Annotated in this window: 22 protein-coding genes; 8 read left to right on the top strand and 14 right to left on the bottom strand. The window is 64.9% G+C overall.

Annotation, left to right across the window (positions count from 1 at the left end; translation table 11 throughout):
* Window positions 1-2: 2 nt before the first annotated feature.
* From ACO06X_RS02275 to murI, 4 genes are all read right to left on the bottom strand, one after another.
* The gene (locus tag ACO06X_RS02275; RefSeq protein ID WP_421838392.1) at window positions 3-2,915 is read right to left on the bottom strand and encodes a TonB-dependent receptor domain-containing protein; all 2,913 of its coding nucleotides are present in this window, start codon (window positions 2,913-2,915) and stop codon (window positions 3-5) included.
* 219 nt (window positions 2,916-3,134) lie between these two features.
* Window positions 3,135-4,355 carry a 5-aminolevulinate synthase gene (gene hemA / locus ACO06X_RS02270; RefSeq protein ID WP_421838391.1) on the bottom strand — a complete coding sequence of 407 codons (1,221 nt, stop codon included), beginning with the start codon at window positions 4,353-4,355 and terminating at the stop codon, window positions 3,135-3,137.
* Between the two features lie 183 nt (window positions 4,356-4,538).
* Window positions 4,539-5,534, bottom strand: a complete 996-nt coding sequence (locus ACO06X_RS02265) for a hypothetical protein (protein WP_421838390.1) — start codon at window positions 5,532-5,534, stop codon at window positions 4,539-4,541.
* Window positions 5,506-6,324: a glutamate racemase gene (gene murI, locus ACO06X_RS02260; protein WP_421838389.1), complete on the bottom strand. Its 819-nt coding sequence runs from the start codon at window positions 6,322-6,324 to the stop codon at window positions 5,506-5,508. Before murI ends, ACO06X_RS02265 begins: the two co-directional genes overlap by 29 nt.
* A gap of 83 nt (window positions 6,325-6,407) precedes the next feature.
* Between murI and plsY the strand changes: the two genes are divergently transcribed.
* From plsY to topA, 4 genes are all read left to right on the top strand, one after another.
* Window positions 6,408-7,058 carry a glycerol-3-phosphate 1-O-acyltransferase PlsY gene (gene plsY, locus ACO06X_RS02255; protein WP_421839839.1) on the top strand — a complete coding sequence of 217 codons (651 nt, stop codon included), beginning with the start codon at window positions 6,408-6,410 and terminating at the stop codon, window positions 7,056-7,058.
* On the top strand, window positions 7,055-8,194 hold the full coding sequence (gene dprA / locus ACO06X_RS02250) for a DNA-processing protein DprA (RefSeq protein ID WP_421838388.1): 1,140 nt from the start codon (window positions 7,055-7,057) through the stop codon (window positions 8,192-8,194). Before plsY ends, dprA begins: the two co-directional genes overlap by 4 nt.
* A 118-nt stretch (window positions 8,195-8,312) precedes the next feature.
* Window positions 8,313-9,311 (top strand): hypothetical protein, encoded by a 999-nt coding sequence (locus ACO06X_RS02245; protein WP_421838387.1) that lies wholly within the window; start codon window positions 8,313-8,315, stop codon window positions 9,309-9,311.
* 143 nt (window positions 9,312-9,454) lie between these two features.
* Window positions 9,455-12,040 (top strand): type I DNA topoisomerase, encoded by a 2,586-nt coding sequence (gene topA / locus ACO06X_RS02240; protein WP_421838386.1) that lies wholly within the window; start codon window positions 9,455-9,457, stop codon window positions 12,038-12,040.
* A 55-nt stretch (window positions 12,041-12,095) separates the two neighbouring features.
* Here topA and ACO06X_RS02235 read toward each other — a convergent pair whose 3' ends face one another.
* Genes ACO06X_RS02235 through lepB form a run of 5 tightly spaced genes read right to left on the bottom strand, consistent with a single transcriptional unit; the run spans window position 12,096 to window position 16,022 of the window.
* On the bottom strand, window positions 12,096-12,767 hold the full coding sequence (locus tag ACO06X_RS02235) for a spermidine synthase (RefSeq protein WP_421838385.1): 672 nt from the start codon (window positions 12,765-12,767) through the stop codon (window positions 12,096-12,098).
* Window positions 12,768-12,789: 22 nt separating this feature from the next.
* Window positions 12,790-13,548: a hypothetical protein gene (locus ACO06X_RS02230; protein ID WP_421838384.1), complete on the bottom strand. Its 759-nt coding sequence runs from the start codon at window positions 13,546-13,548 to the stop codon at window positions 12,790-12,792.
* Between the two features lie 11 nt (window positions 13,549-13,559).
* The gene (gene era / locus ACO06X_RS02225) at window positions 13,560-14,468 is read right to left on the bottom strand and encodes a GTPase Era (protein WP_421838383.1); all 909 of its coding nucleotides are present in this window, start codon (window positions 14,466-14,468) and stop codon (window positions 13,560-13,562) included.
* Window positions 14,469-14,475: 7 nt separating this feature from the next.
* Window positions 14,476-15,153: a ribonuclease III gene (rnc, locus tag ACO06X_RS02220; protein ID WP_421839838.1), complete on the bottom strand. Its 678-nt coding sequence runs from the start codon at window positions 15,151-15,153 to the stop codon at window positions 14,476-14,478.
* Window positions 15,150-16,022 (bottom strand): signal peptidase I, encoded by an 873-nt coding sequence (lepB, locus tag ACO06X_RS02215; RefSeq protein ID WP_421838382.1) that lies wholly within the window; start codon window positions 16,020-16,022, stop codon window positions 15,150-15,152. The genes rnc and lepB overlap by 4 nt, the downstream gene beginning before the upstream one ends.
* A gap of 154 nt (window positions 16,023-16,176) precedes the next feature.
* On the opposite strand from lepB, the gene pgi reads away from it, so the two are divergent.
* On the top strand, window positions 16,177-17,700 hold the full coding sequence (gene pgi / locus ACO06X_RS02210; RefSeq protein ID WP_421838381.1) for a glucose-6-phosphate isomerase: 1,524 nt from the start codon (window positions 16,177-16,179) through the stop codon (window positions 17,698-17,700).
* A 12-nt stretch (window positions 17,701-17,712) separates the two neighbouring features.
* Here pgi and ACO06X_RS02205 read toward each other — a convergent pair whose 3' ends face one another.
* Window positions 17,713-17,904 carry a hypothetical protein gene (locus ACO06X_RS02205; RefSeq protein ID WP_421838380.1) on the bottom strand — a complete coding sequence of 64 codons (192 nt, stop codon included), beginning with the start codon at window positions 17,902-17,904 and terminating at the stop codon, window positions 17,713-17,715.
* Window positions 17,905-18,068: 164 nt separating this feature from the next.
* On the opposite strand from ACO06X_RS02205, the gene gorA reads away from it, so the two are divergent.
* Genes gorA through ACO06X_RS02190 form a run of 3 tightly spaced genes read left to right on the top strand, consistent with a single transcriptional unit; the run spans window position 18,069 to window position 21,249 of the window.
* Window positions 18,069-19,424: a glutathione-disulfide reductase gene (gene gorA, locus ACO06X_RS02200; protein WP_421838379.1), complete on the top strand. Its 1,356-nt coding sequence runs from the start codon at window positions 18,069-18,071 to the stop codon at window positions 19,422-19,424.
* Between the two features lie 59 nt (window positions 19,425-19,483).
* Window positions 19,484-20,206, top strand: coding sequence for an SDR family oxidoreductase (locus ACO06X_RS02195; RefSeq protein ID WP_421838378.1), 723 nt, complete (start codon window positions 19,484-19,486; stop codon window positions 20,204-20,206).
* An 11-nt stretch (window positions 20,207-20,217) separates the two neighbouring features.
* The gene (locus tag ACO06X_RS02190) at window positions 20,218-21,249 is read left to right on the top strand and encodes an NAD-dependent epimerase/dehydratase family protein (RefSeq protein WP_421838377.1); all 1,032 of its coding nucleotides are present in this window, start codon (window positions 20,218-20,220) and stop codon (window positions 21,247-21,249) included.
* Window positions 21,250-21,270: 21 nt separating this feature from the next.
* Here ACO06X_RS02190 and ACO06X_RS02185 read toward each other — a convergent pair whose 3' ends face one another.
* The 4 genes from ACO06X_RS02185 to ACO06X_RS02170 all read right to left on the bottom strand — a co-directional run bounded on the left by ACO06X_RS02185 (window position 21,271) and on the right by ACO06X_RS02170 (window position 25,564).
* The gene (locus ACO06X_RS02185) at window positions 21,271-22,059 is read right to left on the bottom strand and encodes a molybdopterin-binding protein (protein ID WP_421838376.1); all 789 of its coding nucleotides are present in this window, start codon (window positions 22,057-22,059) and stop codon (window positions 21,271-21,273) included.
* Window positions 22,056-22,904, bottom strand: a complete 849-nt coding sequence (locus ACO06X_RS02180; protein WP_421838375.1) for a cytochrome b/b6 domain-containing protein — start codon at window positions 22,902-22,904, stop codon at window positions 22,056-22,058. Before ACO06X_RS02180 ends, ACO06X_RS02185 begins: the two co-directional genes overlap by 4 nt.
* Window positions 22,905-23,028: 124 nt before the next feature.
* Window positions 23,029-24,159, bottom strand: a complete 1,131-nt coding sequence (locus ACO06X_RS02175) for an ATP-grasp domain-containing protein (protein WP_421838374.1) — start codon at window positions 24,157-24,159, stop codon at window positions 23,029-23,031.
* A 4-nt stretch (window positions 24,160-24,163) separates the two neighbouring features.
* Window positions 24,164-25,564, bottom strand: a complete 1,401-nt coding sequence (locus tag ACO06X_RS02170; protein WP_421838373.1) for a cytochrome P450 — start codon at window positions 25,562-25,564, stop codon at window positions 24,164-24,166.
* Window positions 25,565-25,655 lie beyond the last annotated feature (91 nt).

Here is a 25,655-nt window from a genome sequence, read left to right as displayed (position 1 = left end):
CATCAGAACTTAGCGCGGAAGCCCGCGTAGAGCGACGTCCCGCTCGTTTCGGTCGGATAGGTGGTCGAACCGAGATCAGGCTGCTGGTTGAACAGGTTGTTCACGCCGCCGTAGAACTCCATCCTCTTGTTGACCGTGAAGTTGGCCGAGATGTTGTGCACCCAGCGCTGCTTGTACCAGGCGTACTTGGGATCGACGTAGTTCGGATTGCCCGCCAGACGGTCGGCCGAATAGCGCAGGGTCTTGTCCCACCACGAAAGGCTGTAGTTGAAGCCGAACGCCCCGCGCTGGTAGCTCGCGCTGACAAAGGCCTGGTACTGCGGCTGATAGGTCTCGCCCAGCGTACTGCGCGGCGCAGCACCCGGCGAATCGACGAAAGTGAGCTTGTTGAGGTAGTTACCGACGAACTTCAGCTGGAAATCGCCGACATTCTCGAGCCGGAAGCTGTAGTTCACATTGACTTCGAGGCCCGAGGTGCGGAACGAGGCAACGTTCTGCGGCTGCACCGTGTAGTCGACGATGAGGCCGCTGCCCTGCGCGCGCACCAGCGAGGCGCAGAACGGATTGTTGATCGTCGGCTGATCGACGCAGAGCTCGGCGAGCTTCTGCGCATCGACCGTGTTGATCGCCTGCTTGAGATTGATGTCGTACCAGTCGAACGCGATGGCGAGGCCGCGAACGAAGCTCGGCTGCAGCACCACGCCGGCCGTCCAGGTCCGTGCTTTTTCCGGCTGCAAGTTGGGATTGCCGCCGCTGGTGCCCGAAATGTTGACAGTGCGGGTGTCCTCGAAATTGGCAATCTCCGGCGGGCTGAGACCCGCTGCGGTGAGAAGCGCGGTGCAGTTGGCCGCGCGGCTAGAAGTGCCGAGTCCGATGTTGGACGGCAGGCAGGGGTCGTCAAAGAAGGTAAAGGTCTGCCCGGCCGCGCCATAGAGTTCGCCAATATTGGGCGCGCGGACAGCCTGCGAGATCGTGCCACGGAAGCGGATGTCACGCACCGGCGCCCAGGCTGCGTCGACCTTCCAGGTCGTGGCGCCACCGGTCGACGAGTAGTCCGCATAACGCACCGCGCCGCTGATATCGAGGACGTAGGCCAAAGGCTTGTCCTTGAGCAGCGGAAGGTCGAGTTCGCCGAACACTTCCTTCACATCGAACTTGCCTTGACTGATCGCCAACTTGTTCGAGAACGTCAGGCCCTGCTGCTCCAACTCGTCGGGAACGAACCGCGAGCTTTCCTTGCGGTATTCACCGCCGACCACGAAGCCCACCGGACCGCCGGGAAGCGAGAAGAAGCTGCGCGTGTCTCCGGACAACGAAGCGTTCACAACGTGCTGGGTGATGCGCGAACGCTCGGTCGTGTTGGCGCGTACAAAATCGACGCCGGCCGGGTCGCTTACGCCCTCACCAAAAAGATTGATGGGCCGGCATTCACCCGGCTGGAACGTCACCGCGCTTCCGGCGGTGGGATCGAGGTTGATCCGGCAGGTCACCTGACCAGTCGCCGGATCGCGCACCGCATCGAGCGCAGCATTGAAGCGGTCGGTGTAGCGGTCGTTGACGAAGCGGTTGGTCACGGTCGTGCGACCGAACACATAGGACACTTCATAGTGCAGTGAGGATGAGAGATCGCCTTCGGCCCCGATCACCGATCGGAAGGTATCGCGCTTGATGTTTTCACCGCGCTGGCCAAGGTCGAAGTTATCCCGCGTGACCAGCACGCCGCCGAGCTCGGGATCGATCGCTGAACGAATGCTCGCCGGGATGTAGGGGTTATCTTCCGGCACATAGATATAATAATCGAACGTCGGCTGACCGAGCGAATACGACTTGGTCGCTGCGTACTTGGCTTCGGCAAACAGCTTGAAGGCGCTCGACACTTCGTAGCGCGCATTGAGATTGACCACATGGCGCGTAATCGCGGGCAACAGATCGTTGCCATAGTCGGAAACGAGCGTGTCGTCGCTCCCGCGCGAATAACCGCCAGGGATTGATTGACCGAGGTTGTAGGGCTTGCCGTCGCCGCGGTAGTCCGGCACGCCGTCGAAGTTGACATCGACTGCGCCCATGCGCGACGACCATTCGTAGCGCACGTCGTTCAGCGGAATGCGGCTGTAAACGCCCGGGGTATTGGGCGTGTAGTCCGGGTTGCGGTAGAAGCCGATCGAACGTGATCCCGTGTACTGCGGGCGATCCCGCGTCTGCAGCCGATCGCTGTCGCCGAATTCATACGCCAGCGTCACGTTGCCGCGCCCGCCGTCGAAGTTGTGCCCGGCGGTGATGGCTGCGAACCGGTCGCCGGAATCGCCGTACTTGCTGATCCCGGCCTGTGCTTGCGCGCTCACGCCCTCGAAATTCTGCTTGAGAACGAAGTTGACCACGCCGGTCACGCCGTCCGCGCCGTAAATAGCCGAGGCGCCACCGGTCAGCACGTCCACGCGCTCGATCAGGCTGACGGGGATCGTGTTGATGTCGACTGCCTGCGAACCCTCGACACCAGCAACCTGGCGGCGGCCATTGATCAGCACCAGCGTGCGATCGACACCCAGATTGCGCAGATTGAGCAAGTTCAGGCCGGTGTAGCCGATGCCGGCACGGTCACCTGAGTTGTCACGCGAGGTCGATGAACCGACAAGCGCGGGCAGCGCCGTGGTCAGGAAGGTCGTGACATTGGTGACACCTTGCTTTTCGAGCAGGTCCTTCCCGAACGAAACCGTCGGGCTCGCGGTCTGGTAATCCGGGCGGCGCAGGCGCGTGCCGGTCACCACGATGCTCTCGGGCGGCGGGGCATCGGCTGCCGCAGCAGCATCGGGCTGCGGCTCTGCCTGTGCATAGGCAATGGTGGGTAGGACGCCGACGAGAGCGAGCGTGGAAACGGCAAGATTGAGCGCAGTGCGTGACGAACGATTGAGAAACATGATTTCCCCCATGCAGAAGATTCAAAATGGCTGGAACGTGATGGCCATTCAAGTCATTGAATCTTATCAACTGCTTTAACTTACGTAAGTGATGCATCCCTGCCACATGGCAAGGGCACTGCACGAACGCAGCAACAGTTTGTTGCAGTGGGAAATTTCTCCAGCCACCCGGCCTTAGGTGCAATTACCTATCGGCTTGGCGGCGCAGGCAAGGCGGGTTCAGGCGGCCTTGCGCTTTTCCAGTTCAAGGCGCTGCCAGATCTCGACCAGCGCTTCGGTCAGTTCGATCATCATCGCTTCGGTATGCGCCGGCCCCGGCGTGAAGCGCAGGCGTTCGGTCCCGCGCGGCACGGTGGGATAGTTGATCGGCTGCACGTAGACGCCGTATTCAGCGAGCAGGATGTCGCTCACCTTCTTGGCGCGCACGGGATCGCCGACCATCAACGGCACGATATGCGTGGTCGAAGGCATCACCGGCAAGCCCACATCGGCAAAGGCCTGCTTGAGGAACGAGGCGGCGGCCTGCTGGCCTTCGCGTTCAACGCTTGAGGCCTTGAGGTGGCGCACTGCCGCCAGCACCCCTGCTGCCAGCACGGGCGAAAGCGAGGTGGTGAAGATGAACCCCGGAGCATAGCTCCTGATCACGTCGATGATCCGCGAGTCCGCCGCGATATAGCCGCCCATCACGCCGAAGGCCTTGCCCAGCGTGCCTTCGATGATGTCGATGCGGTGTGCGGCCTCGTCACGCTCGGAAATGCCGCCACCGCGCGCACCGTACATGCCGACCGCGTGGACTTCGTCGATGTAGGTGAGGGCGTTGTACTTTTCGGCCAGGTCGCAGATCGCGTGGATCGGGGCGACATCGCCGTCCATCGAATAGACGCTTTCGAAGGCGATCAGCTTGGGGATCGCTGGATCGCACTCGGCCAGCAGTTCTTCCAGATGCGCCACGTCATTGTGACGGAACACGCGCTTCTCTGCGCCCGAATTGCGGATGCCGGCGATCATGCTGGCGTGGTTGAGTTCGTCCGAAAAGATCACGCAGCCGGGCAGGATCTTGGCAAGCGTCGAAAGCGTGGCGTCGTTCGAGACATAGCCGCTGGTGAACAGCAGCGCGCCCTGCTTGCCGTGCAGGTCGGCAAGTTCGGCTTCAAGATCGACGTGATAATGGGTGTTGCCGCCGATGTTGCGCGTACCGCCGGAGCCTGCGCCCACATCGTGGAGCGCTTCCTCCATCGCGCCGATGACCTTGGGGTGCTGGCCCATCGCAAGGTAATCGTTCGAGCACCAGACGGTGATCGGCTTGGGGCCATTGTGCCCGGCAAAGCAGCGGGCATTCGGGTAGGCACCCTTGTTGCGCAGAATGTCGATAAAGACGCGGTAACGACCTTCCGTATGCAGACGCTCGATCGCGGAATCGAAAACCTGATCGTAATTCACCCACGGCTCCCTATGAACCAGTTGTCACGCACATCTGCGCCATACGCGCCCTGAAACCTGTCTCCATGGTGCGCCAGAACAACCGCCAGACCATGTCGGGCCGGAGCGGCGAGCGGCGCTTTACGCCGCTTGCAACGCCAATGCCAGCGGCATTTGGGTCATATTCCAGCGTGGGAAGGCGGCTTACCGCACGGCCTTTCGCGCCGGTGCGGGGAGCGGGCCGGCAGGCGCTGCGGCAAATTGCAACTGCTGCGCGTTGTCCTTCAGCCAGCCGAAGTCATGTCCGTAGACCACCGTCAGGCCGGGCTCGCGCTGCTTGAGCGAGGCAAGTCCCTTGATCCAGCCGAGGGTGGCGGCGCGATCCTCACTGCCGAGCCATTCCGCAACATACCGCGAACTGGGGCGCTGCCAGGCGACATTCCGGCGCATCGGCGCGGAGTCTCCGGCAAACAGAAGCTCCCGGCCATTCTGGAGGCGGACGTAGATCATCTGCGTCCCGTCAAGATAGCCGGGCGTGCGCATGACCGCGATGCCTGGGGCGATTGCGGCATAACCGGCCGGATCGGCCAGAGCTGCGGGCGCCGGACTGAGCGAATCCATGAGCACCGGCGCCAGCGCTCTCAGCGCATCGATCTGCCGGGGATTGCCGATCAGTTTGCCGGCGATCTTGCGGTCCGCCAGCACCAGCGAAACCAGTCCGCCGATGTGATCGATGTCCTCGCTGGTGAAAATGATCCGCCGTGCCGAGCGCAGCCAGCCGTTTGCGGTTTGCTGCATTTCGGGGTGATAGCCATCGTAGCCAGTCGCCAGCGACTGGTCTTCGGTCAGACCCGAATTGATGACGGTATCGCCGCCGGGCGTGATCAGGCGCCAGATGAAAACCGCCGTTTCGTCGGTCCTCAGGCCGCCGCCCGCAACCAGCAGCGTGCCGGGTTCATTGTCCGTCGCCACTGCGGCATACTGGATTCCCACCGGCCGCTGCCCCTGCTGGCTCTCGGCCAGACTGCGCAGACGCGCGATGTCGATTGTGCGCGGCGCAACCGAGGTCGGGCCGGGGTCCATCAGCAGCCAGTAATAGGGCACCGCGACAAGCAGGATCAGCAGCAGGGCAATCCGGGTAAACATGGTCAGTCCGATATCCCTGATCCGGTCAGAACGCCAGCCGCCGGGCGATGCCATAGTGTGCCAATGCGGGCATGAGCCGCTCATCCTCGGGGTCATCCCTGGTGAACAGCGCAAGGTCTCCGGTTTTGCTCGGTGCCCAGGCCTCACCTTGGGTCAGGAACGCGATCCTCCGCGCGATCCCGTCGGAGCCATCGATAAAGCGCACGCCGGGTCCGAATGCGTCGGCCAGTTCCGCTTCGAGCAACGGGAAGTGCGTGCAGGCCAGCACCACCGTGTCGATTCGCGTGCCGTCCGGCATGGCGCGCAGCGCGGCGGCGGCGCGGGCGAACACGGCAGGATCGACCGGTTCGCCGCGCAGCTTGGCTTCGGCTGCTGCGACAAGTTCGGGCGCGCCGTGGCGCAGCAAGCGCTTGTCGGCCGCGAACTCGGCCTCAAGCCGGTCTACATATCCCTGCCGGATCGTCGCTTCGGTGCCGAGCAGGCCGATCACGCCGGTCTGCGTCATCGCGGCGGCAGGCTTGATCGCGGGAACGGTGCCGACGATCGGCACTTCGAGCACTTCTCGCACCGAAGCGAGCGCAATGGTCGAGGCGGTGTTGCAGGCGATGCAGACGAGGCGCGGGTGAAACCGTTCGGTCAATCGGCCGAGCAACCCCGAAACACGCGCTGCGATCTGCGCTTCGGTCTTGCTGCCATAGGGCAGACCGGCGTTATCGGAAACATACATGACCGGCGCCTGCGGCAGCACCTTGCGCACCTTGCCGAGCACCGAAAGGCCGCCGACACCGGAATCGAAGAGCAGGATCGGTGAGGCTGGATCTGCGGAAGCGGGGGCAACGGTCATCGGACACCCTTCTATCGGGAACGGCGGCAAAAAGGAAAGCATGCCTCTCCCCTTTGTGCCCGGTGGCGGTTAAGACCGGGCGCATGAACTCTCCATTTCTCTTGATCGCAGCCGTGTTTCTCGCTGGCTATTTTCTCGGCTCGGTGCCGTTCGGTCTGCTGCTCACGCGCCTTGCGGGCGGGGGAGACATCCGCGCCATTGGCTCGGGCAACATCGGCGCGACCAACGTGCTGCGCACTGGCCGCAAGGGGCTGGCTGCCGCCACCTTGCTACTTGACGCTGGCAAAGGGGCGCTGGCGGTGGTCCTGGCGGATTGGTGGTTCGCGGATAGTTCCTTATTCGCCACCTTGGCTGGTTTGGGCGCAATGATCGGTCACTGCTTCCCGATATGGCTCGGATTCAAGGGCGGGAAGGGCGTTGCCACGATGCTGGGGATCAGCTTTGCGCTGGACTGGCGGATCGGGGCCGCCGCCGCTGCAACATGGCTGGTGATGACGCTGCTGACACGGATCTCATCGGTGGGAGGGATGAGCGCCGCACTGGCCGCGCCTGTAAGCGCCTTTTTGCTTCTCCGCATCCCTCGCACCGATATCGGCAATCTCACGGTCGGTCTGGGCTTGTTTTATGCGATGATTGGCCTTTCGATCGTGGCGGCCATCGTGCTGTGGCGGCACCGCGCCAACATCGCCCGCCTGCGCGCCGGGACCGAGCCGCGCATCGGACAAAAGGGATGAACCTCCCCGGTCCTGAGCTGTCTGCTGCTGACGTCTTTGCGCGCATCCGCCTGCTGCGCTCGCCCGGCATTGGCCCCGTCAGCTATTTCCAGCTCCTGCGCCGCTTCGGCGATGCCGCCGCCGCGCTCGATGCGCTGCCCGATCTCGCCGCGCGGGGCGGGGCGCCCTACCGTCCGATCTCTGCCGACCAGGTCGAAGCCGAGATTGCCCGCCTGCACGCCGCTGGCGGAGGCTATCTCTTCCACGATTCCCCCGCCTATCCGCGGCTTCTTTCCGCGCTGGAAACGCCGCCGCCGGTGCTGACCTGGCGCGGCGACCTCTCGCTGCTGGGGCAAGGCGCGGTCGCCCTCGTCGGTGCGCGCAATGCTTCTGCCGGGGCGTGCCGCCTTGCGCGGGACTATGGCGCTGCGCTGGCGGCGCGGGGTTATGCTGTCGTCTCCGGCCTTGCGCGCGGGATCGATGCAGCCGCCCATCGCGGTGCGCTCGCTGCCATGGGCCAAGGCGGCGGCACGATTGGCGTCATCGCCAGCGGGATCGATGTTACCTACCCGCCCGAACATGCCGAACTGCAGGAAGACGTCGCCCGGCGCGGGCTGCTGCTTGCCGAAATGCCGCCGGGCACCGAACCGCTCGCCCGCCATTTCCCTTTTCGCAATCGGATCATCGCCGGGCTCGCCGCCGGCACTGTCGTGGTGGAAGCCGCGCCGCGCTCCGGCTCGCTGATCACCGCCCGCCTCGCTGCCGAAGCTGGGCGCGAAGTCATGGCCGTCCCCGGCTCCCCGCTCGACAGCCGCTCGCGCGGGTGCAACGAACTGATCCGCGACGGGGCAATCCTCGTGCAGTCCGCTGACGATATCGCCGAGCTTCTCGAACGCTTTGACGGACCGTCGCGGCTCAAGCTGCGCGAGCCGGTCTGGGCCGGGATGGACGCGCATTCCGCGCATTTTGCCCCTGAACCGGATGACGACGATTGCCCTGCCGAGATCGCCCATCTCCTCGGCATTGCTCCTGTCGCCACGGATGAGCTCATCCGCCAGAGCGGTGCCAGCGCAGGCGCCGTGCAGATGGCGCTGATCGAACTGGAACTCACCGGCCGCCTTATCCGCCATGCCGGAGGACGCGTCTCGCTCGCCTGAACTGGCAGAACCTGCGCCGCCGAAGGGCAATGGTTCGGCACCAATTGACGCTACCGATTTTTACCTATTATGATCCGATTCGGACCTTGCCGGACGGCGAGGACAGGGGGACAGGATCATGAAAAGCCGCAATTCCATTGCCTTGGCGCTTGCGTTCACATCGCTCACGCTGCCCGGTGTCGCCTATGCGGGAGACAATGCGCCGGTAAAGATTTCCGGCAAGGAAGCCGTGAAGGGCGCCACGGGAGTCGCCGTCGCGGCTTTCAACGTGGGTTTCATTTTCGAATCGACCGACCAGACCAAGGCGACCGGCGGCCTGATGGGCGCGTTCGGCGGCACCACCAAGGCCAAGTCTTCGCTCGTCGGCGTCACGCCTGAAATGATGCAGAAGATCGCCGATGCCGCCTACGCCGATTTCACCGCCAAGCTTGCCGCGGCGGGCCTTGTGGTCAAGGATCCTGCCGCCGTCTTCGCGGCGCCCGAAATGGCCAAGCCCCATGGCCAGACCTCGCCGCTCGATGTCGGAATCGCGCTCGAAAAGAACAGCAAGGGCAAGGCGATTTATGTGAAGCCCGCCGTGCTGCCCACGCTGATCATGGTCGCGGGCGATTTCCAGGGCAGCGGCCTTTCCAGCATGGGCCTTGCGATGGATGCCGGCCAGGCCGGCTATGCCCTCTCGCAATACGCCAAGGCGGCAGGTGTGCCGGTCGTCGACGTCACGTACCTGATCGATTTTTCGGACCAGAAGCGCCCCGGCGCGTTCAGCTTCGGCGGGCTTGAGGTCAACGCCAATCTCTCGGTGGTGCCGGGTTATAGCCGGATGACCGTGTTCGGCGCCAACGGCAAGACGACGACGGTCACGCTCAATCAGCCGGTCTCGGTCGATGGCGATTTCATCGACAAGCGCGATGCCTCCAGCGGCACGGCCAAGACCACGCAGGCCGCCGCCAACGTTGCGGGCGGGCTCATGGCGGCGATGGGCCATGGCGGCATGATGTTCGGCAAGACCCGCAAGTTCGAATTCAAGGCAAAGCCCGGCAATTACGAGGACGGCGCGGGCAAGGCAGCCGGTCTCGCCAACGATGTGCTGATCGGCCAGATCAACGCCTTGAAGTGACAGCGGGCGTTCCGGACTGGACTTTCCTGAAAAGCTGCGCAGAACGCGGCGCTTGACGCGGGGCGCTTAGGGTCTCCACCCTCGCGCGTACGTGAAGCAGGAAAGTTCAGCCACACCCCATGCAACTTGTCCCCAAGACCCTCATGATCGTCGAATCCCCGGCCAAGGCCAAGACCATCGAGAAGTATCTCGGCCCCGGCTTCAAGGTCCTCGCGTCCTACGGCCACGTCCGCGATCTCCCAGCGAAGGACGGTTCGGTGCGCCCGGACGAGGACTTCGCGATGGATTGGGAGCTCTATGGCGACAAGGCGGCGCGGGTGAAGGCCATCGTCGATTCGGCCAAGGCCGCCGATCGCCTGATCCTCGCCACCGACCCTGACCGCGAGGGCGAAGCGATCTCGTGGCACGTGCGCGAGCTGCTGGCCAAGCGCAAGGCGCTGCCCAAGGAAGTCGAGCGCGTCACGTTCAACGCGATCACCAAAGCCACCGTCACCGAGGCGATGAAGCACCCGCGTGAGCTCGATCAGGATCTGATCGACGCGTACCTTGCCCGCCGCGCGCTGGATTACCTGTTCGGCTTCACGCTCTCGCCCGTGCTTTGGCGCAAGCTCCCCGGCGCCAAGTCTGCTGGCCGCGTCCAGTCGGTCGCGCTGCGCCTGATCGTCGAGCGCGAGCGCGAGATCGAGACTTTCAAGACCCAGGAATACTGGTCGGTCGTCGCCACGCTCGAGCAGGGCGGCACCCCGTTCAAGGCGCGCCTCGTGCGCTTCGAGGGCGAGAAGCTGGAGCGCCTCTCGTTAGGTAACGAAGGGATTGCCCTGCGCGCCAAGGCGCTGGTCGAGGCCGCCACCTTCCGCGTCGAGGATGTCGAGACCAAGCCGGTTCGCCGCAACCCGTCTCCGCCGTTCACCACCTCCACCTTGCAGCAGGAAGCCGCGCGCAAGCTCGGCTTCTCGGCCAGTCACACCATGCGGGTGGCGCAGACGCTTTATGAGGCGGGCGCGATCACCTATATGCGCACCGACGGTGTGCAGATGGACTCCAGCGCGATTCAAGCGGCGCGCGCGGCGATCAGCTCGCGCTATTCCGGGCACTACCTCCCCGAAAAGCCGCGCCACTACGAAACCAAGGCCAAGAACGCACAGGAAGCCCACGAGGCGATCCGCCCCACCGACTTTGGCGCTGACCGTTACGGCACGGGTGACGAGGCCCGGCTCTACGACCTCATCTACAAGCGCGCGATGGCGAGCCAGATGGCCACCGCGCTGATCGAGCGCACCACCGTCACCTTGCGCGAAGGCACCGGCAAGCACGAGCTGCGCGCCACCGGGCAGGTCGTCAAGTTCCCCGGCTTTCTCGCGGTCTACGAGGAAGGCCGCGATAGCAAGGCCGATGGCGCGGAGGACGGTGAGGACGAGAGCAGCCTGCTCCCCGTGATGAACCCTGGCGACACGCCCGCCAAGCGCGGCGTCGATGCCACCCAGCACTTCACCCAGCCGCCGCCGCGCTATTCGGAGGCGAGCCTCGTCAAGCGGCTTGAGGAGCTCGGCATCGGCCGTCCCTCGACTTATGCGGCCACGCTGCAGGTGCTCAAGGACCGCAACTACGTCCGCACCGAGAAGAACCGCTTCTTCGCCGAGGAAAGCGGCCGCCTCTTGACGGCCTTCCTCGAACGCTTTTTCGAGCGTTACGTTGCGTATCAGTTCACCGCCGGCATGGAAGACGAGCTCGACGACGTCTCTGGTGGACGCGCCGCTTGGAAAGCCGTGCTCGAAGCCTTCTGGCGCGACTTCAAGCCCAAGTCCGACGAGGTGATGGAGAAGAAGCCGAGCGAGGTGACCGCCGAACTCGATACCTTCCTCGAGGACTATCTCTTCCCCAAGCGCGAGGACGGCAGCGATCCGCGCCTTTGTCCCAAGTGCCAGGCAGGACGCCTCTCGCTGCGCGGCGGGCGCTACGGCGCCTTCGTTGCCTGCTCGAACTATCCCGAGTGCAAGTTCACCCGCAAGTTCGCGCAAGGCGGCGGTGAGGGTGAGGGCGGCGAAGGTGAAGATTCCGGGCTCGGCAAGGATCCGGTCAGCGGCCTTGACGTCTCCCGTCGCACCGGCCGCTTCGGGCCCTACATCCAGCTTGGCGATGGCAAGGAAGCCAAGCGTGCTTCGATTCCCAAGGACATTCCCGAGCTCGATCTCGAATGGGCGCTCAAGCTGCTATCGCTCCCGCGAGAAATTGGCGTGCATCCGGAAACCGGCAAGATAATCACCGCAAGTATAGGGCGTTATGGCCCATACCTCGCACATGATGGAAAGTATGGCCGGCTTAAGTCGACAGCCGAAGTGTTTGAGACCGGCATGAACGCCGCCGTGGTGAAGCTTGCCGAAGCCGCCGCCGGGGCAGGGGCGCGGGGCAGCCGCGCGCCGATCGAACCGATCAACACGTTCGGCCCGCACCCGACCTCGGGCGGTGAGATGAAGCTGCTGGCCGGCCGCTACGGTGCCTATGTCACCGATGGCACCACCAACGCCACCTTGCCCAAGGACGTAAAGCCAGAGGACCTGACCCTCGAACAGGCGATCGCCCTCATAGACGCCCGCGCTGCCGCTGCTCCCGCCAAGGGCAAGAAGAAGAAAGCCGCGCCGAAGAAGGCTGCCGCCAAGGCTCCGGCCAAGAAGCCTGCGGCAAAGAAAGCGCCTGCCAAGAAAGCCGCAGCGAAGAAATCCGCAACGTAACGCCTCATCCAAGCCCTCTCTCCTTCAGCGGGAGAGGGCTTGGATGAGGGGGATCTCAGCGCGGTGTAGCGAACCAGATCGTGTGCTTTGGCCCCTTGCCGTTCGAGCGCGCTGCCACGCGGATGTCCTCGACCGAAAAACCGTTCTTCTCCAGCCGCCGCGTAAACGCCGGGTCCGGACCCGCCGACCACACTGCCAGCACCCCGCCGGCGGTGAGCGCCCGCCGCGCTGCCCGCAGCCCTGAACTGCTGTAAAGCGCGCCGTTGCCATCGCGCACAACGCCGTCCGGCCCATTGTCGACATCGAGCAGGATCGCATCGTAATCGCCTTGCGCCCCGTCGATCACGCTGCCCACATCGCCCATGATCAGCCGCACGCGGGGGTCGTCGAGGCATCCGGCCGCGATTTCCGCCATCGGCCCGCGCGCCCAATCGATAATCTCGGGCACCAATTCGGCCACCACCAGCTCTGCCTTTGGCCCAAGCACCTCCAGCGCAGCGCGCAAGGTAAAGCCCATGCCATAGCCGCCGATCAGCAGCGCCGGAGCAGGGCGCCCTTTCAGCCGCCGAATCGTCTCTGTGGCGAGCGCGATTTCCGATCCGCTCATCCGGCTGCTCATCAGCTCGTTCTGACCCATCACGATCATGAAATCGCGGTCGTGGCGAAAGAGCCTGAGTTCGGTGCCACCCGGCACCTCAGCCGTACCGAGCAGTTCGCGCTGTATCATGCAGTAGTCCTTCCAAGGCGCCTCAGCGCAGGCTTTGCGCCAGGTTGTCCAGCTCTTCCTGCGGCACGATGATCGCGCCGCTACGCGGGCTGTCGAGATCGAGGATCGTTACGTACGCTGCCGCCAGCAGCGAGAAGAACAGCACAGAGCTGATCCCGCTGCGCCAGTCCGCGCGTCCGGTGGTGAAGCCGAGCAGCGCCGTGCAGGCGCAGCAGTAAAGCGCCAGCAGCGCCAGCACTTCGCTGGGAAGCCGGGCCGATCGCGCGGCATGGCGCTCGGTCGTTATGTCACACATCGCGTTGTAGGCCTGCACCAGCACTGGCCCGCGCGTATCGGGCGGCATGGAACGCAGCGCGGCGAACAGCGCATCGCCAAACGTTCCGCATTCGCGCGCACTGGCTGCGTGTGCCGCCTGCCACGCCTCATCGGGGGCATTGCGGCCCACCGCCGCGCGTGTCCTTGCGTAGTGCGCCAGATCCGCCGCAAGCGGCGCGCGCTGGCGTTCTTCTAGCAGCGCCAGCCGGGTCGACATCGTGCCGATGGCATTGGCTTCCTCGATCACCAGCAGCCGCCGCGTCTCGTAACGGCCGATGGCAAGGCTGAAGGCAAAGGCCATGAGCAGCGCAAGCAGACCGAATGCGCCCGAGAGCACATAGCTTTCGCCTGCGGTCTCGGTGCCCGTTCCCGCCCGCCGGTGCAGCGCCACGCCAAGGCGCCACAGCGCGATCATGACGAGAAGCAGTCCCACGCCCGGAAGCACCAGTGCAAACGCCGCCCCCATCGCCGCCTCCCTTACTTCACCCAGTCGAGCCCGATTTCCTCGTAGATTTCCTTGGCCTCGGCCCAGCCTTCCTCCACCTTCACGTGGAGGAACAAGTGGACTTTCACGCCCAGCAATTCGGCCAGTTCCTTGCGCGATGCCTCGCCGATAGCCTTCAATTTCGAGCCGCCCTTGCCGAGCACGATCGCCTTCTGGCTGTCGCGCGCGATCACGATCTGCTGGTGGATCTCGATCGAGCCATCGCGCCGCGTCGCGTAGCTTTCGGGCCGCACCGCGCTGTCATACGGCAATTCGTCGTGCAGCTGGCGATAAAGCTGCTCGCGGGTGATTTCCGCGGCGAGCAGACGCTCGCTCGCATCGGACACCTGATCCTCAGGATAATGCCAGGCGCCCACCGGCATCCGTTCGGCCAGCTTCATCTTCAGCTCCGGCACCCCGTCACCGGTCAGCGCCGAGACGAAGAACACCTCATCGAACCCGCCCTGCGGCGCCAGCTCCGCTGCCATTTCCAGCAGCGGTTCCTTGGCAATCGCATCCACCTTATTGAGCACCAGGATTTTGCGCTCAGTGCGATCCTTCAGGCTCTCCAGGATGGGCTCCAGATAGTCGCGCTTCTTCTTGCGGCCATCGACTACCAGCAGAATCGCGTCGGCGCTGTCTGCGCCTTCCCACGCGGCATGCACCATGGCGCGGTCCAACCGCCGCCGCGGCTCGAACAGGCCCGGCGTGTCGGCCAGAATGAGCTGCACGCGCTCACCGTCCGGCAGATCCTGTAGCGCGATCCCCATCAGCCGGGCGCGCGTTGTCTGCGCCTTGGCCGAGACGATTGCCACTTTCTGGCCGACGAGCGCGTTGACCAGTGTTGATTTGCCCGCGTTGGGCGCGCCAATCACCGCCACGAGTCCGCAATGTTCCGTCATGTTCGTATCACCCATAGCGCGCCATGAACGCCGCTGCTGCGCCGCGCTCGGCTTCCTGCTTGCTTGAACCTGTTGCCTGTTCGGCACCGATACCGGCCACTTCGACCTGAACGGTAAATACCGCCGCATGATCCGGTCCGCTGCGCTCCAGCAGCGTGTAGACCGGCGGCTTGCGGCGATTGCCCGCCGCCCACTCCTGCAGTGCTGCCTTGGGGTGCTTGCGCTGCCCCGCGCCGCCCGCCATCGCCGGTTCCCACGACTTGCGCACAAAAGCGCGCGCCGAATCGAAGCCGCGTTCGAGGAACAAGGCCCCGATAAGCGCTTCCATCACATCGCCCAGCACATTGTCGCTCTGCCCCGCGCCATCGCCACGCGCCTGCTTGCCGAGCCGGATGTGGGGCACTACGCCCAGCGTGCGCGCTACCTCAGCGCAGGTCTCGCGGCTGACGAGCACGTTCAAACGCTGCGACAGCTTGCCTTCCGCCGCTTCGCTCTGTTCGTGCAGCCATTCCGCGATGGCAAGTCCGAGCACGCGGTCGCCCAGAAACTCCAGCCGCTGGTAATCGCGTGCTTCGCCCATCGATCCATGGGTCAGCGCCTCGTGCCACAAGTCGGGCCGGGCAGGGGCCTTGCCGGTCAGCGCGGCAATGAAGCCGGCCGTCTCTTCCGTCAGGTTCGCGCTCAGAACATGCCCCCGATCCGCTCGCTGCGCAACGCAGTGAACCAGGTCCAGGGCAGGAACCAGTTGGCGCTGCCGTCGGTCGACCACATCACGATCGTGGCGCGGCCGATCAGGTTGTCCTGCGGCACGAGCCCGATCCCGCCGCCCTCGACCGCCGGAAATCGGCTGTCCATCGAGTTGTCGCGGTTGTCGCCCATCAGGAACACGTGCCCTGCCGGCACCACCACCGGCGGCGTATCATCCTGCGGCCGGTAGCCCAGATCGAGCACGTTGTAAGACTTGCCGCCCGGCAAGGTCTCGCGGAACTGCGGATAGTGGCAGCTCTGGATCCCGTTCGGCTCCACCGCCTCGAACTCGGGCGCGATGCAGCTGGTGTTGGGCGACTGCCGGATCACGAAATCCGCAACCTTGACCTTGGGCACGGGAACGCCGTTGAGGTGCAGCTGCCCGCCGATCATCTGCACGGTATCGCCCGGCAGCCCGATGACGCGCTTGATATAGTCCACGTCATTGCCCGGCGGTGCCTTGAAGATCACCACGTCACCGCGCAAGGGCTGGTTCGCCAGTATCCGGTTCGGCAACAGCGGCAGGCTGAAGGGCAGCGAATACGACGAGAAGCCAAATGGCCACTTGGCCGCCAGCAGGTAATCGCCGTTCTCAAGCCGGGGCAGCATCGATTCCGAAGGGATGTTGAACGGCGACAACACAAAGCTGCGGAAGAATGCCACGATCAGCACCAGCTTGATCACGAACACCGGGAAGCTGTCTTCCTTGCGTTGCTTCTTCTTGTTCGCAGCTGGCGGCGGCGCATTCTGCACCGCAGGCGCCACGGTTGCCGTGCTATCGGGCGTGTTTTCGGAGGGTTCTGTCATCGCAGCGGTCATGTGGAGGGGCCTCGCATCCGTCAAGCGCAGACTGCACGGATAAGCCCATGCAGACGAATTTAGCAGCCGCGCCGGTCGGCGATACCTTGCGCTTGGTCGAATGGGCGGGGTACGCCCGCATATCCCCAGGAGACGACACGACATGGCCGCCACCGATACTGCGAAGCTCTGGACTGCGCTTGAAAGCCTGCCTCGCCCCACGTTGACGGAGCTTTTCGCCGATCCCGCGCGCCTCGACCGGTACGCGGCGGTGCTCGATCTCCCCGGCGGCCCGATTCGTTTTGACTGGTCGAAGACGCACCTTTCGCACGAAGTCGAAGCCCTGCTCGGTCAGATTGCGGAAGCGGTCGATCTTGCCGCCAGCCGCGAGGCTCTGTTTGCTGGCGCGCTCATCAACAACACCGAAGGCCGCGCCGCCACCCACATGGCCGAACGCGGCGTCGGCAATCCCGCTGCGGCCGAGGAAGCCGAGCGCTTCCATGAACGCATGGCTGCGCTGGTCGAGGCGATCCACGAAGGCCTGTTGGGGGAGGTGAAGAGCCTCATCCACATCGGCATAGGCGGTTCCGCCCTCGGCCCCGCGCTCGCCATAGATGCGCTGGCGCGCGAGAATGCGAAGGTCGCGGTCCATGTCGTCTCCAACGTTGATGGCGCGGCACTTGCGGCGGCCGTCGCCCAGTGCGATCCCGCCACCACCTTGATCGCGGTCGCCTCCAAGACCTTCACCACCACCGAAACCCTGATGAACGCCACCAGCGCGCTCGACTGGCTGCGTGAGGGCGGGGTGCAAGATCCTTACGGTCGCGTCGTCGCGCTCACTGCCGCGCCGGACAAGGCCGTGGCCTGGGGCGTCGATGAAACCCGCGTCCTGCCCTTCGCCGAAACGGTGGGCGGGCGCTATTCGCTGTGGTCCTCGATCGGCTTTCCCATCGCGCTCGCGCTAGGCTGGGACGGGTTTGCCGCCTTCCTCGCCGGCGCTGCCGCGATCGACCGCCACTTCCTTGAAACTGCGCCCGCTGAGAACGTCGTGATCCGCGCCGCTTTCGCCGATCTTTACTACACGCAGGCGCGCCACTGCGGCAGCCGCGCGGTCTTTGCTTATGACGAACGCCTCGCGCTGCTCCCGAGCTACCTCCAGCAGCTCGAAATGGAATCGAACGGCAAGCGCGTGACGGCTGACGGCACCCCGCTCGCGCGGCCCAGCGCCCCCGTCACCTGGGGCGGCGTCGGCACGGATGCCCAGCACGCGGTGTTCCAGCTGCTCCATCAGGGCACGCATCTGATCCCGGTCGATTTCCTCGCCGTCAGCGTACCCGGCCACGATTTCGACCCGGCGCACCACCGCACCCTGCTTGCCAACTGCTTTGCGCAGGGCGCCGCGCTGATGGCCGGCAACGCAGGCGGCGACGATCTGGCGCGCGACTATCCGGGCGACCGCCCCTCCGCCACGATCCTGTGCGACGAACTGGGCGCCGCCACGCTCGGCAGCCTGATCGCCTTCCACGAACAGCGTACGTTCGTCTCGGCAATGATGCTCGGCATCAATCCATTCGATCAGTTCGGCGTCGAGCTCGGCAAGGCCATCGCCAAGTCGATCGAGGCTGGCGATGCCACCTTCGATGCCTCGACCACGGCGCTACTCGCTGCGGCGGGCATCGACGGTTAGGTCTTGGGCTGATCAGGGCATAGCGGTCGCTTCGGCTGTCGGATGCGCCTGATCGAACCGCACTGCACCTGTGATCCAGACCGCCGACAGCAGCCCGATCGCCAGCAGCGTGCCGATCACCACCATCTTGACGAGGCTCCTGTCCTTGTCTCCGCCGCTGACTTCTTCGGTGTCGATATGCACCTCTTCGCCTTCGTGTTGCATGGCAGCCCTTCCCGGAGCGGCCGGATTGGCCGCGTGGCGCAATAACGCGCCAGCCGCCGCCCATGTTCCGCGCCGATGGCTTGCGGGCTGCGAAACCTTGGCAATGAGGCATTGTCGCAGCGCCCCCCGATACCCATATGGACGCACGCCTGAGGAGCCTTCGCATGACCGATACCCAGTACGATTATGATCTCTTTGTCATCGGTGCCGGGTCTGGCGGCGTGCGTGCCAGCCGCGTTGCCGCCAGCCATGGCGCGCGCGTCGCGGTAGCGGAGGAGTTCCGTGTCGGCGGGACCTGCGTGATCCGCGGCTGCGTGCCCAAGAAGTTGCTCGTCTACGGCTCGCACTTCGCCGAGGAATTGCAGGACGCCGCCAACTACGGCTGGACTGTCGAGAACACCACATTCGACTGGCCGACCCTGCGCGATGCCGTGCTGCGCGATGTTGATCGGCTCAACGCTGCCTACACCTCCACGCTCGAAACCCACAAGGTCGAGCGTTATCTTGAGCGTGCCGTCATCACCGGCCCCAATTCGGTACGGCTTGCTTCGGGTCGCGAGATCACCGCGAAGCACATTCTCGTGTCGACGGGCGCCTGGCCGGTCATGCCGGAATTCGAAGGGTCCGAGCACTGCATCACCTCGAACGAGGTGTTCCATCTCGAAACGTTCCCACGGCGCGTGGTGATTTCCGGCGCGGGCTATATCGCCATGGAGTTTGCCGGCATCTTCAACGCGCTCGGCAGTCACGTAACGGTGGTCAATCGCTCGGAGACGCTGCTGCGCACCTATGACGAAGCCCTGCGCGACCGGCTGCTCCAGATCACCATGGCGCGCGGCATCCAGTACCGCTTCAACTGCCCGTTCGACAAAGTCGTCAAGCGCGAGGACGGGCTTCTCGAAGTCTGGCTCAAAGGCCAGATCGATCCGATCCTGGCCGATCAGGTCCTCGTTGCCACCGGCCGCCGCCCCAAGACGGACGGGCTCGGCCTTGAAACCGCCGGCGTGAAACTGGGCGATCACGGCGAGATCCTCGTCGATGAGCGCGCCCAGACGAGCTGCCCCAGCATATATGCGGTGGGTGACGTAACGGACCGCGTGCAACTCACCCCCGTCGCCATCCGCGAAGGCCAGGCCTTTGCCGACCGCTTGTTCGGCGGCAAGCACGTAACGATCGACTACAGCTGCATCCCGAGCGCCGTGTTCTCGCAGCCTCCGCTCGCCGGGGTCGGCCCGACCGAGGGGCAGGCCCGCAACAAGTACGGATCGATCAAGGTCTATTCGTCGGACTTCCGGCCGATGAAGAACATCTTCGGCCATCGGCCCGAGCGCGGGCTTTACAAGATGATCGTCGATGCCGCGACTGATCGGGTGCTGGCGATCCACATGATCGGCCCCGAAGCGCCGGAGATCCTGCAGGCTGCCGCCATCGCGGTGAAGGCCGGGCTGACCAAGGCCGATTTCGATGCCACGATCGCGCTGCACCCATCGATGGCCGAGGAACTCGTGCTCATGAAGTGAAGGTTGCGCAATGCAACCGACCCGCTAGTCTTCCCGAAAAGATATTCGGGGAGCACTGCGTGAACCTTCAAGGCAAGACCATCCTGCTGACCGGCGGGACCGATGGCATCGGCCTGCGCCTTGCCCGCCAATTGCGGGGCAAAGGCGCGCTTCTTATCGTTACGGGACGGACGCCGGAGCGGATCGCTGCCGCCCAGGCAGAGGGCTTCGAAGTCATCGCAGCCGATCTCGCCGGGCCGGAAGGGGCGGAGGCCGTCATTGCCGGTCTCGCCGGCCGGCCCATCGATGTCCTCATCAACAACGCCGGCATGGGCGCGGCGCATGATTTCCGCGAGGCGCCGCCGCTCGAAGCGGACGATGAACGCACGCTGTGGCTCAATGTGCATGCGCCGATCCGCCTGATCGGCAGGCTGATGGACACCTTGCGCGCCCGTCCCGAGGCGATGATCGTCAACGTCACGTCCGGGCTCGCCATCGCGCCCAATGCGGGCTCGCCGCTCTACTGTGCCACCAAGGCCGCGCTGCGCAGCTACTCGATGGCTCTTCGCGCCCAGCTCAAGGGCACAGGGATTCACGTACTCGAGGCGATGCCTCCGCTCGTCGATACCGCGATGACCGCCGGGCGCGGCAGCAACAAGCTCAGCCCGGAGGAATGCGCCCGCCAGATCATCTCCGCGATGGAAAGCGGCAAGGATGAGGCCAATGTCGGCATGGTGAAGGTGCTGCGCGCGGTCTATTCCGTATCGCCTGCGCTAGCCCGCTCCATCATGCTCCGCTTCTGAAGGAAACAGCCATGAGCAAGACAGTTCTCGTCTCCGGCGGCAGCGGCTATATCGCCGGGTTCATCATCCAGCAGTTGCTGGCCGAAGGCTGGACGGTCCACGCCACCGTGCGCAGCCTGAAGCGCGAGGCGGAGCTGCGTCCGCTGCTCGGCGGCACGGCAGAGACGCTGAAATTCTTCGCCGCCGATCTCACCGCCGATGCCGGCTGGGCGGAAGCAATGGAGGGCTGTAGCCATGTGCTGCACGTCGCCTCGCCCTTCAGCAGCAAACCGCCGCGCAATCCCGATGAACTCATCATCCTCGCCCGCGAGGGCACCGTGCGCACCCTGCGCATCGCCAAGGCCGCCGGTGTCACGCGTTTCGTCCAGACGTCATCGGTCGCGGCCATCGCCTATGGCCACGGCAAGGGTCACCACCACTTCACCGAGGCCGACTGGACCAACATCCACAGCCGCGATGCTTATGCCTACGTCAAATCCAAGACCGTCGCCGAACGCGCCGCGCGTGAGTGGATGGCGAAAGAGGGCGCCAGGGAAGACGGGACCCGCATGGAGTTCCTCTCCATCAACCCCGCCGCCGTGCTCGGCCCGGTCTGGAGCCCTGATTTCTCCGCCTCGATCGAGATGGTCAACCAGCTGCTTTCGGGTGCGCTCCCCGGTTGCCCCGATCTCGGTTTCGGCATTGTCGATGTGCGCGATCTGGCCGATCTCCACGTCCGCGTGCTCACCGAACCGGGGCTGGACGGCGAGCGCTTCATTGCCTCGGGCCCGTTCCTCAAAATGATCGAGGTTGCGCAGATCCTGCGCGCGAACATGCCGCTGGAGGCGCGCCGGGTGCCCACCCGGCGCCTGCCCGATTGGCTCGTCCGCTTTGCCGCAAAGTTCAATCCGCTGATCCGCCAGGTCGTCGGTGAGCTTGGCAACGTGCGCGATGCCAGCGCGGCCCACGCGCTCGAACGCCTCGGCTGGAAGACCCGCCCGGCGGAGGAATCGATCATCGACTGCGCAAAGAGCCTGATCGAACGCGGTATCGTGAAGGTCTGACGGGGGTAGGGGGCTCGCCCCTCAGATCCCTGCAAACCACTGATAACCGCGGTGATCCTCCCAATAGCCACCGCCGCCACCGTGGATGCCGTCAAGCGAGTCAACCGCCTCGACGCGCATGACATACTTGGCCTGCTTGTAGCCCAGCTGCCGCTCGACCCTGAGGCGCAGCGGCGCGCCGTGGCCCACGGTGAGCAGTTCGCCGTTCATGTGCGTCGCCAGGATCGTCTGCGGGTGGAAGGCATCGATCATGTCGATGCTCTCGTAGTACGGAATGCCCCCGGTGCTGTCCGCGCAATGGAACACCACATATTTCGCGTTGGACGACATTCCCGCGCGCTTCAGGATCAGGCCGAGCGGCACGCCCGACCATTCGCCGATAGCGCTCCAGCCTTCCACGCAATCGTGCCGGGTGATTTGCGTGCGGCGCGGTGCCGCCATCATCTGCGCCAGGCTGATGCGCAGCGGATGTGCCACCATGCCGTCCACGCTCAGCGTCCAGTCGGCGAACTTGTTGGCGGCGAGCACGTTGTACTCGCTCGTCCCTGGGTTCTGATTGCCGTTCTGCCGGAATACCGGTGACATTTCGGCCCGGCTGAACTCCTTCGCCAGCGCATTGCGGTCCGTTACGAGACGCTGCGCGCTGTGGGTCGTCTTCTCGCCGAGGCTGAGAAACGATTTCACCGTGGGCGAGGCGTTGATCTGGTCGCAGCCCGCCAGCAGGAGCCCCGCGCCGCCCATCAGCGCGTTGCGCCGGGTGATCAGCGAAGAGGGCGCGGGCACGATAATCCCTGTCTTGTCGTCGCTCATTTCGAACGCTCCTTCGGCAGACGGTACCAGCCTGTGATAATCGAACGCAGTTCGTTGAACGGCCCTGCCAACACCACCGCAAGCAGATGCACCGCGATGAACAGCGCGAACCCGGCCGCGCAGAGGAAATGGATCGAGCGCGCCGAGGGCCGCCCGCCAAACCCTTCCGCCAGCCACGGGAAGGCCGCGTTCAGCGTGGGCGACATCGTGCAGCCCGTCAGGATTGCGACCGGGATTAGTACGAAGAGCACGACCAGATAAGCGATCTTCTGCAGCGGATTATAGGCCCGCGCCGCCTCGCCGGTGGGGAAGCGCAGCCGGGCATGCTCCTTGACGTCGTGCCACAAGTGCGAAAGGCTGCGCTCTTCACGCTTCAAGGCAAGATCACGCCGCAAGTGTCCGGAAACAATGTTGTAAAGCATGAACAGAGTTGCGCTGATCAGCAGCACCCAGGCAAACGCGAAGTGCCACTGCCGCGCGTCTGCAAGGCTGTAGGTAGACGGGATCGTGACCAGCGGCGGGAAGGCGTTCGCCGTGTTCTGCGCATAACCAAGTACGCCCGTCGTCGGGATCTCGATCCCCAGCACATAGAGGAAACCGCTGGTGCCCCGGTTGCCGATAACCAGCCACGGCGTATCGAGGTTCGCGCCATACTCGCCCCAATAGAGCCGGGGATGGGCGTTGAAGATCATCATCCCGCTCATCAGCATCACGAAGATGGAAAGGGCATTGATCCAGTGCCATATCCGCACCGGCAGTTTCGTGCGGTAGATCAGCGGCGACGCGCCCGCCTCCGCCCGGCTTGCCGGTCTGCCGGCCTCGCTGTCAGCAGTGTGTGTCGCCAAGTTCCCGCTCCCGCCAAGCCGCGCGCAGCCGTCAAGCATGCCCTACCGGGATGGAAGAGCAAGCGCCGCACAGACCGGTTCGGTCCGGCCTCGCAAAACGTTACATCACGCAGAAAAAATCGCGTCAGTCCTCGTACCACCCCACGTCGACTGTCGCCACCTCGCCGAACCGGGCGCCTTTGGTGATCGATTGCCAGATGATCGGCCACGAAGTGCCGATCATGCTCAGGAACGGCCAGGGGTCGCGCCTGTCCCAGCTCACATCACGTGCGGTAACGAGGGTTCTGAGCGCGGGGAGGAAGCCTTTGCGCCGCAGCATCGCCCCCTGCGTCTCGGTCAGGCAGGCATAGAACTGCTGCAAGGTCCGCTCTCGCCGCACCCGCACCGGCCCAGACCAACCGGGTTCCAGGACCGCACGGGCAATGTCCGCGCCTTCCCAGAAATGCACCCCGCTTGTCGCGCGCGGATTGCACTCGATGGCGTAGGGCACACCCGCCGCGTCGATGATGAAGTCGAAGGAGATGAACCCGCTCCACCCCGTTTCCGCCACAAAGCGCGTGACCCATGCTTCGATTGCCGGCACGTCCACCCGCTCGAACGCCACCGCGACCGAGCCGGACATAAGCGCTCCGCGGTAGACTATGGTCGCCACCACGCGGCCGCCTTGAGCAATCGTGCAGGTGCTGTGCTCCTGCCCCTCGACAAACCGCTGCACCACCATTGGCTGCGCCGGATTGGCCGGGGGCAGGGGCTCTCCGCCGCGCAGGATGCTGAGGCCATTGCCCGAACACGAATAGACCGGCTTCACCACCACCGGACCAGACTGCGCGAGCGCCTCGGCTTGCGCGCTCCCCAATGGCGCGCTTTCGGGCACCGCCAGCCCCATCGCCGCCGCCTTTTGCACAAAGCTGGCCTTGTCATGCAGCGCCAGCACTTCGCGCGGCGGCATCGTGAACAGCCGTGTGCCCTCCGGCAGCATGCCCGCCAGATGTGCCACATGCATGGTCTCTTCCGAGACAGGCACCACAAGGTCCACACCCTCGCGCTCCGCGAACTGAGCGAGCGCCGCCAGATAAGCCGTCTTTCCTGCGCTTGGCGGCGGCACTTTGAATTCGCGCGCTACGTGCCGCGAGGCTCCTGCCAGCGTCCAGCCATAGGGCTCTGCCACCAACACCCGGCAGCCGGCCATGCTGAAACCCCGCGCCAGATCGAGCGCCTTGGGCAGCCGCCCCAGCGTGAGCAGCACTGTCGTCATGACCTCACGCCCGCTCGGTCACTGGCGCCACCCGCACCATGATCTGCTTGGCCGGCCGCGTTGTCAGCCGCGCCGCCGGGCGCACGGCGCCTGCGTCCTCGATATGGAAATCAAACCGGCGAAACAGCCGCGCGATCAGCAGCACCGCCTCGGTCAGCGCGAAAGCTGCCCCGGCGCAGACGCGCGGGCCCTGTCCGAAGGGGATATAGGCCCCCGGCGTCAACTCGCTCTCGCGCGCGGGCAGGAACCGGTCGGGATCGAACACATCCGGGTCTTTCCAGAAGCGCCGATGCCGGTGCAGCACCCATGGGGCCACCATCACCAGCGCCCCGCGCTTCACCTTGCGGCCCCCGATTGTCGTCGCCTCGGTCGCCACCCTCGGCAGGAAAGTGATCGGCGGATAGAGCCGCAGCGTCTCGCGAAACACGTTGCGGATCGTCGGCAGGTGCTTGGTTTCCTCGAATCCGATCGGCCCGTCCTCGCCCGCAACCTCGCGGATTTCCTGCCGCACCCGCGCCACCAGCTGTGGTTGCATCGCCAGCAGATAGAAGGCCCAGGTCAGCGCGCTTGCGCTCGTCTCGTGCCCCGCCAGAAACAGCACGCCAAGCTGGTCGATCAGCTCCTCGCGGGTAAACGCGGTACGCGTGAAATCATCGCGAGCCGCGATGACGGCTGCGGCGATATCGTCGAAATGCTCGCCGTTCGGCCCCACATGGGTATCGAGCAGATCACCCAGATGCCCCCGGATGCGGCGGCAGGCCTCGAGCACGAAGTCCTTTTGCGGCACCGGAGTCCAGGCTGGCGCCATGATCAGCCGGCGGATCTCGACTTGTGCGACGCTGTGCTCGAACACGGTGAAGGCATCGAACACATCGTGCGCCGCCCCGGTTTCCAGCCCGGTGCTGAACACCGTGCGGCAGATGATGTCCGCCGTCAGGTGGCTCATGGTAAGGTCGAGCGAGAACGCGGCCTCGTCCGCCGCCCGCGTGGCCAGCGTCTCCTCGCAGGCCTGCGCGCCTTCCTGCATCGCCGGAAATGCGCGGTTCACCCGCATCATCGTGAAGGCCGGATCGATCATCCGCCGCTGCCGCTGCCAGACATCGCCCGAGGAGACGAAAATCGAATCGCCGATCAGCGGGGCGAGGGCGTCGACCATCAGGTCGCTCTTGGGAAAGATGCCTTCGGGATCGGAGAGTACCCGCCGCACTTCGTCAGGCCGGTTCACGATCAGGATCGAGCGCCGCGAATAGCCCAGCGGGCCGACATCGCAGCGATAGGCGCTGGCCGGTAGCAGGCTGAGCAGATCGCCATCCCCACGCAGCGCCACGCGCAGCAGCGCGGTCACCGCGCCCAGTGAAGTCGGGCGCGGCGGCCGATAACGAGCGGAACTGGCAGTCTGGCTCACAGGACTCCCCGGATTATCTCCCGGTGTCATCTTATGTTTACACCGGCCCTGTCCAGTGGAATAGTCGCGACACGACAAACCGGGGGAAGTG

The organism is Novosphingobium sp., assembly GCF_965229225.1.
Taxonomy (GTDB): domain Bacteria; phylum Pseudomonadota; class Alphaproteobacteria; order Sphingomonadales; family Sphingomonadaceae; genus Novosphingobium.
The sequence above is the reverse complement of the archived record's forward strand: the minus strand, read 5'-3'. Positions and strand labels throughout refer to the sequence as shown.

Bases quoted from the DNA above. Each gene is read 5' to 3' on its own strand.
- ACO06X_RS02235 (WP_421838385.1), bottom strand. From the start codon at position 12,767: ATGATACAGCGCGAACTGCTCGGTACGGCTGAGGTGCCGGGTGGCACC.
- lepB (WP_421838382.1), bottom strand. From the start codon at position 16,022: ATGACAGAACCCTCCGAAAACACGCCCGATAGCACGGCAACCGTGGCG.
- ACO06X_RS02275 (WP_421838392.1), bottom strand. From the start codon at position 2,915: ATGTTTCTCAATCGTTCGTCACGCACTGCGCTCAATCTTGCCGTTTCC.
- ACO06X_RS02205 (WP_421838380.1), bottom strand. From the start codon at position 17,904: ATGCAACACGAAGGCGAAGAGGTGCATATCGACACCGAAGAAGTCAGC.
- gorA (WP_421838379.1), top strand. From the start codon at position 18,069: ATGACCGATACCCAGTACGATTATGATCTCTTTGTCATCGGTGCCGGG.
- pgi (WP_421838381.1), top strand. From the start codon at position 16,177: ATGGCCGCCACCGATACTGCGAAGCTCTGGACTGCGCTTGAAAGCCTG.
- plsY (WP_421839839.1), top strand. From the start codon at position 6,408: ATGAACTCTCCATTTCTCTTGATCGCAGCCGTGTTTCTCGCTGGCTAT.
- ACO06X_RS02185 (WP_421838376.1), bottom strand. From the start codon at position 22,059: ATGAGCGACGACAAGACAGGGATTATCGTGCCCGCGCCCTCTTCGCTG.
- dprA (WP_421838388.1), top strand. From the start codon at position 7,055: ATGAACCTCCCCGGTCCTGAGCTGTCTGCTGCTGACGTCTTTGCGCGC.
- murI (WP_421838389.1), bottom strand. From the start codon at position 6,324: ATGACCGTTGCCCCCGCTTCCGCAGATCCAGCCTCACCGATCCTGCTC.
- era (WP_421838383.1), bottom strand. From the start codon at position 14,468: ATGACGGAACATTGCGGACTCGTGGCGGTGATTGGCGCGCCCAACGCG.
- ACO06X_RS02245 (WP_421838387.1), top strand. From the start codon at position 8,313: ATGAAAAGCCGCAATTCCATTGCCTTGGCGCTTGCGTTCACATCGCTC.
- ACO06X_RS02175 (WP_421838374.1), bottom strand. From the start codon at position 24,159: ATGACGACAGTGCTGCTCACGCTGGGGCGGCTGCCCAAGGCGCTCGAT.
- ACO06X_RS02230 (WP_421838384.1), bottom strand. From the start codon at position 13,548: ATGGGGGCGGCGTTTGCACTGGTGCTTCCGGGCGTGGGACTGCTTCTC.
- topA (WP_421838386.1), top strand. From the start codon at position 9,455: ATGATCGTCGAATCCCCGGCCAAGGCCAAGACCATCGAGAAGTATCTC.
- ACO06X_RS02190 (WP_421838377.1), top strand. From the start codon at position 20,218: ATGAGCAAGACAGTTCTCGTCTCCGGCGGCAGCGGCTATATCGCCGGG.
- ACO06X_RS02265 (WP_421838390.1), bottom strand. From the start codon at position 5,534: ATGGCATCGCCCGGCGGCTGGCGTTCTGACCGGATCAGGGATATCGGA.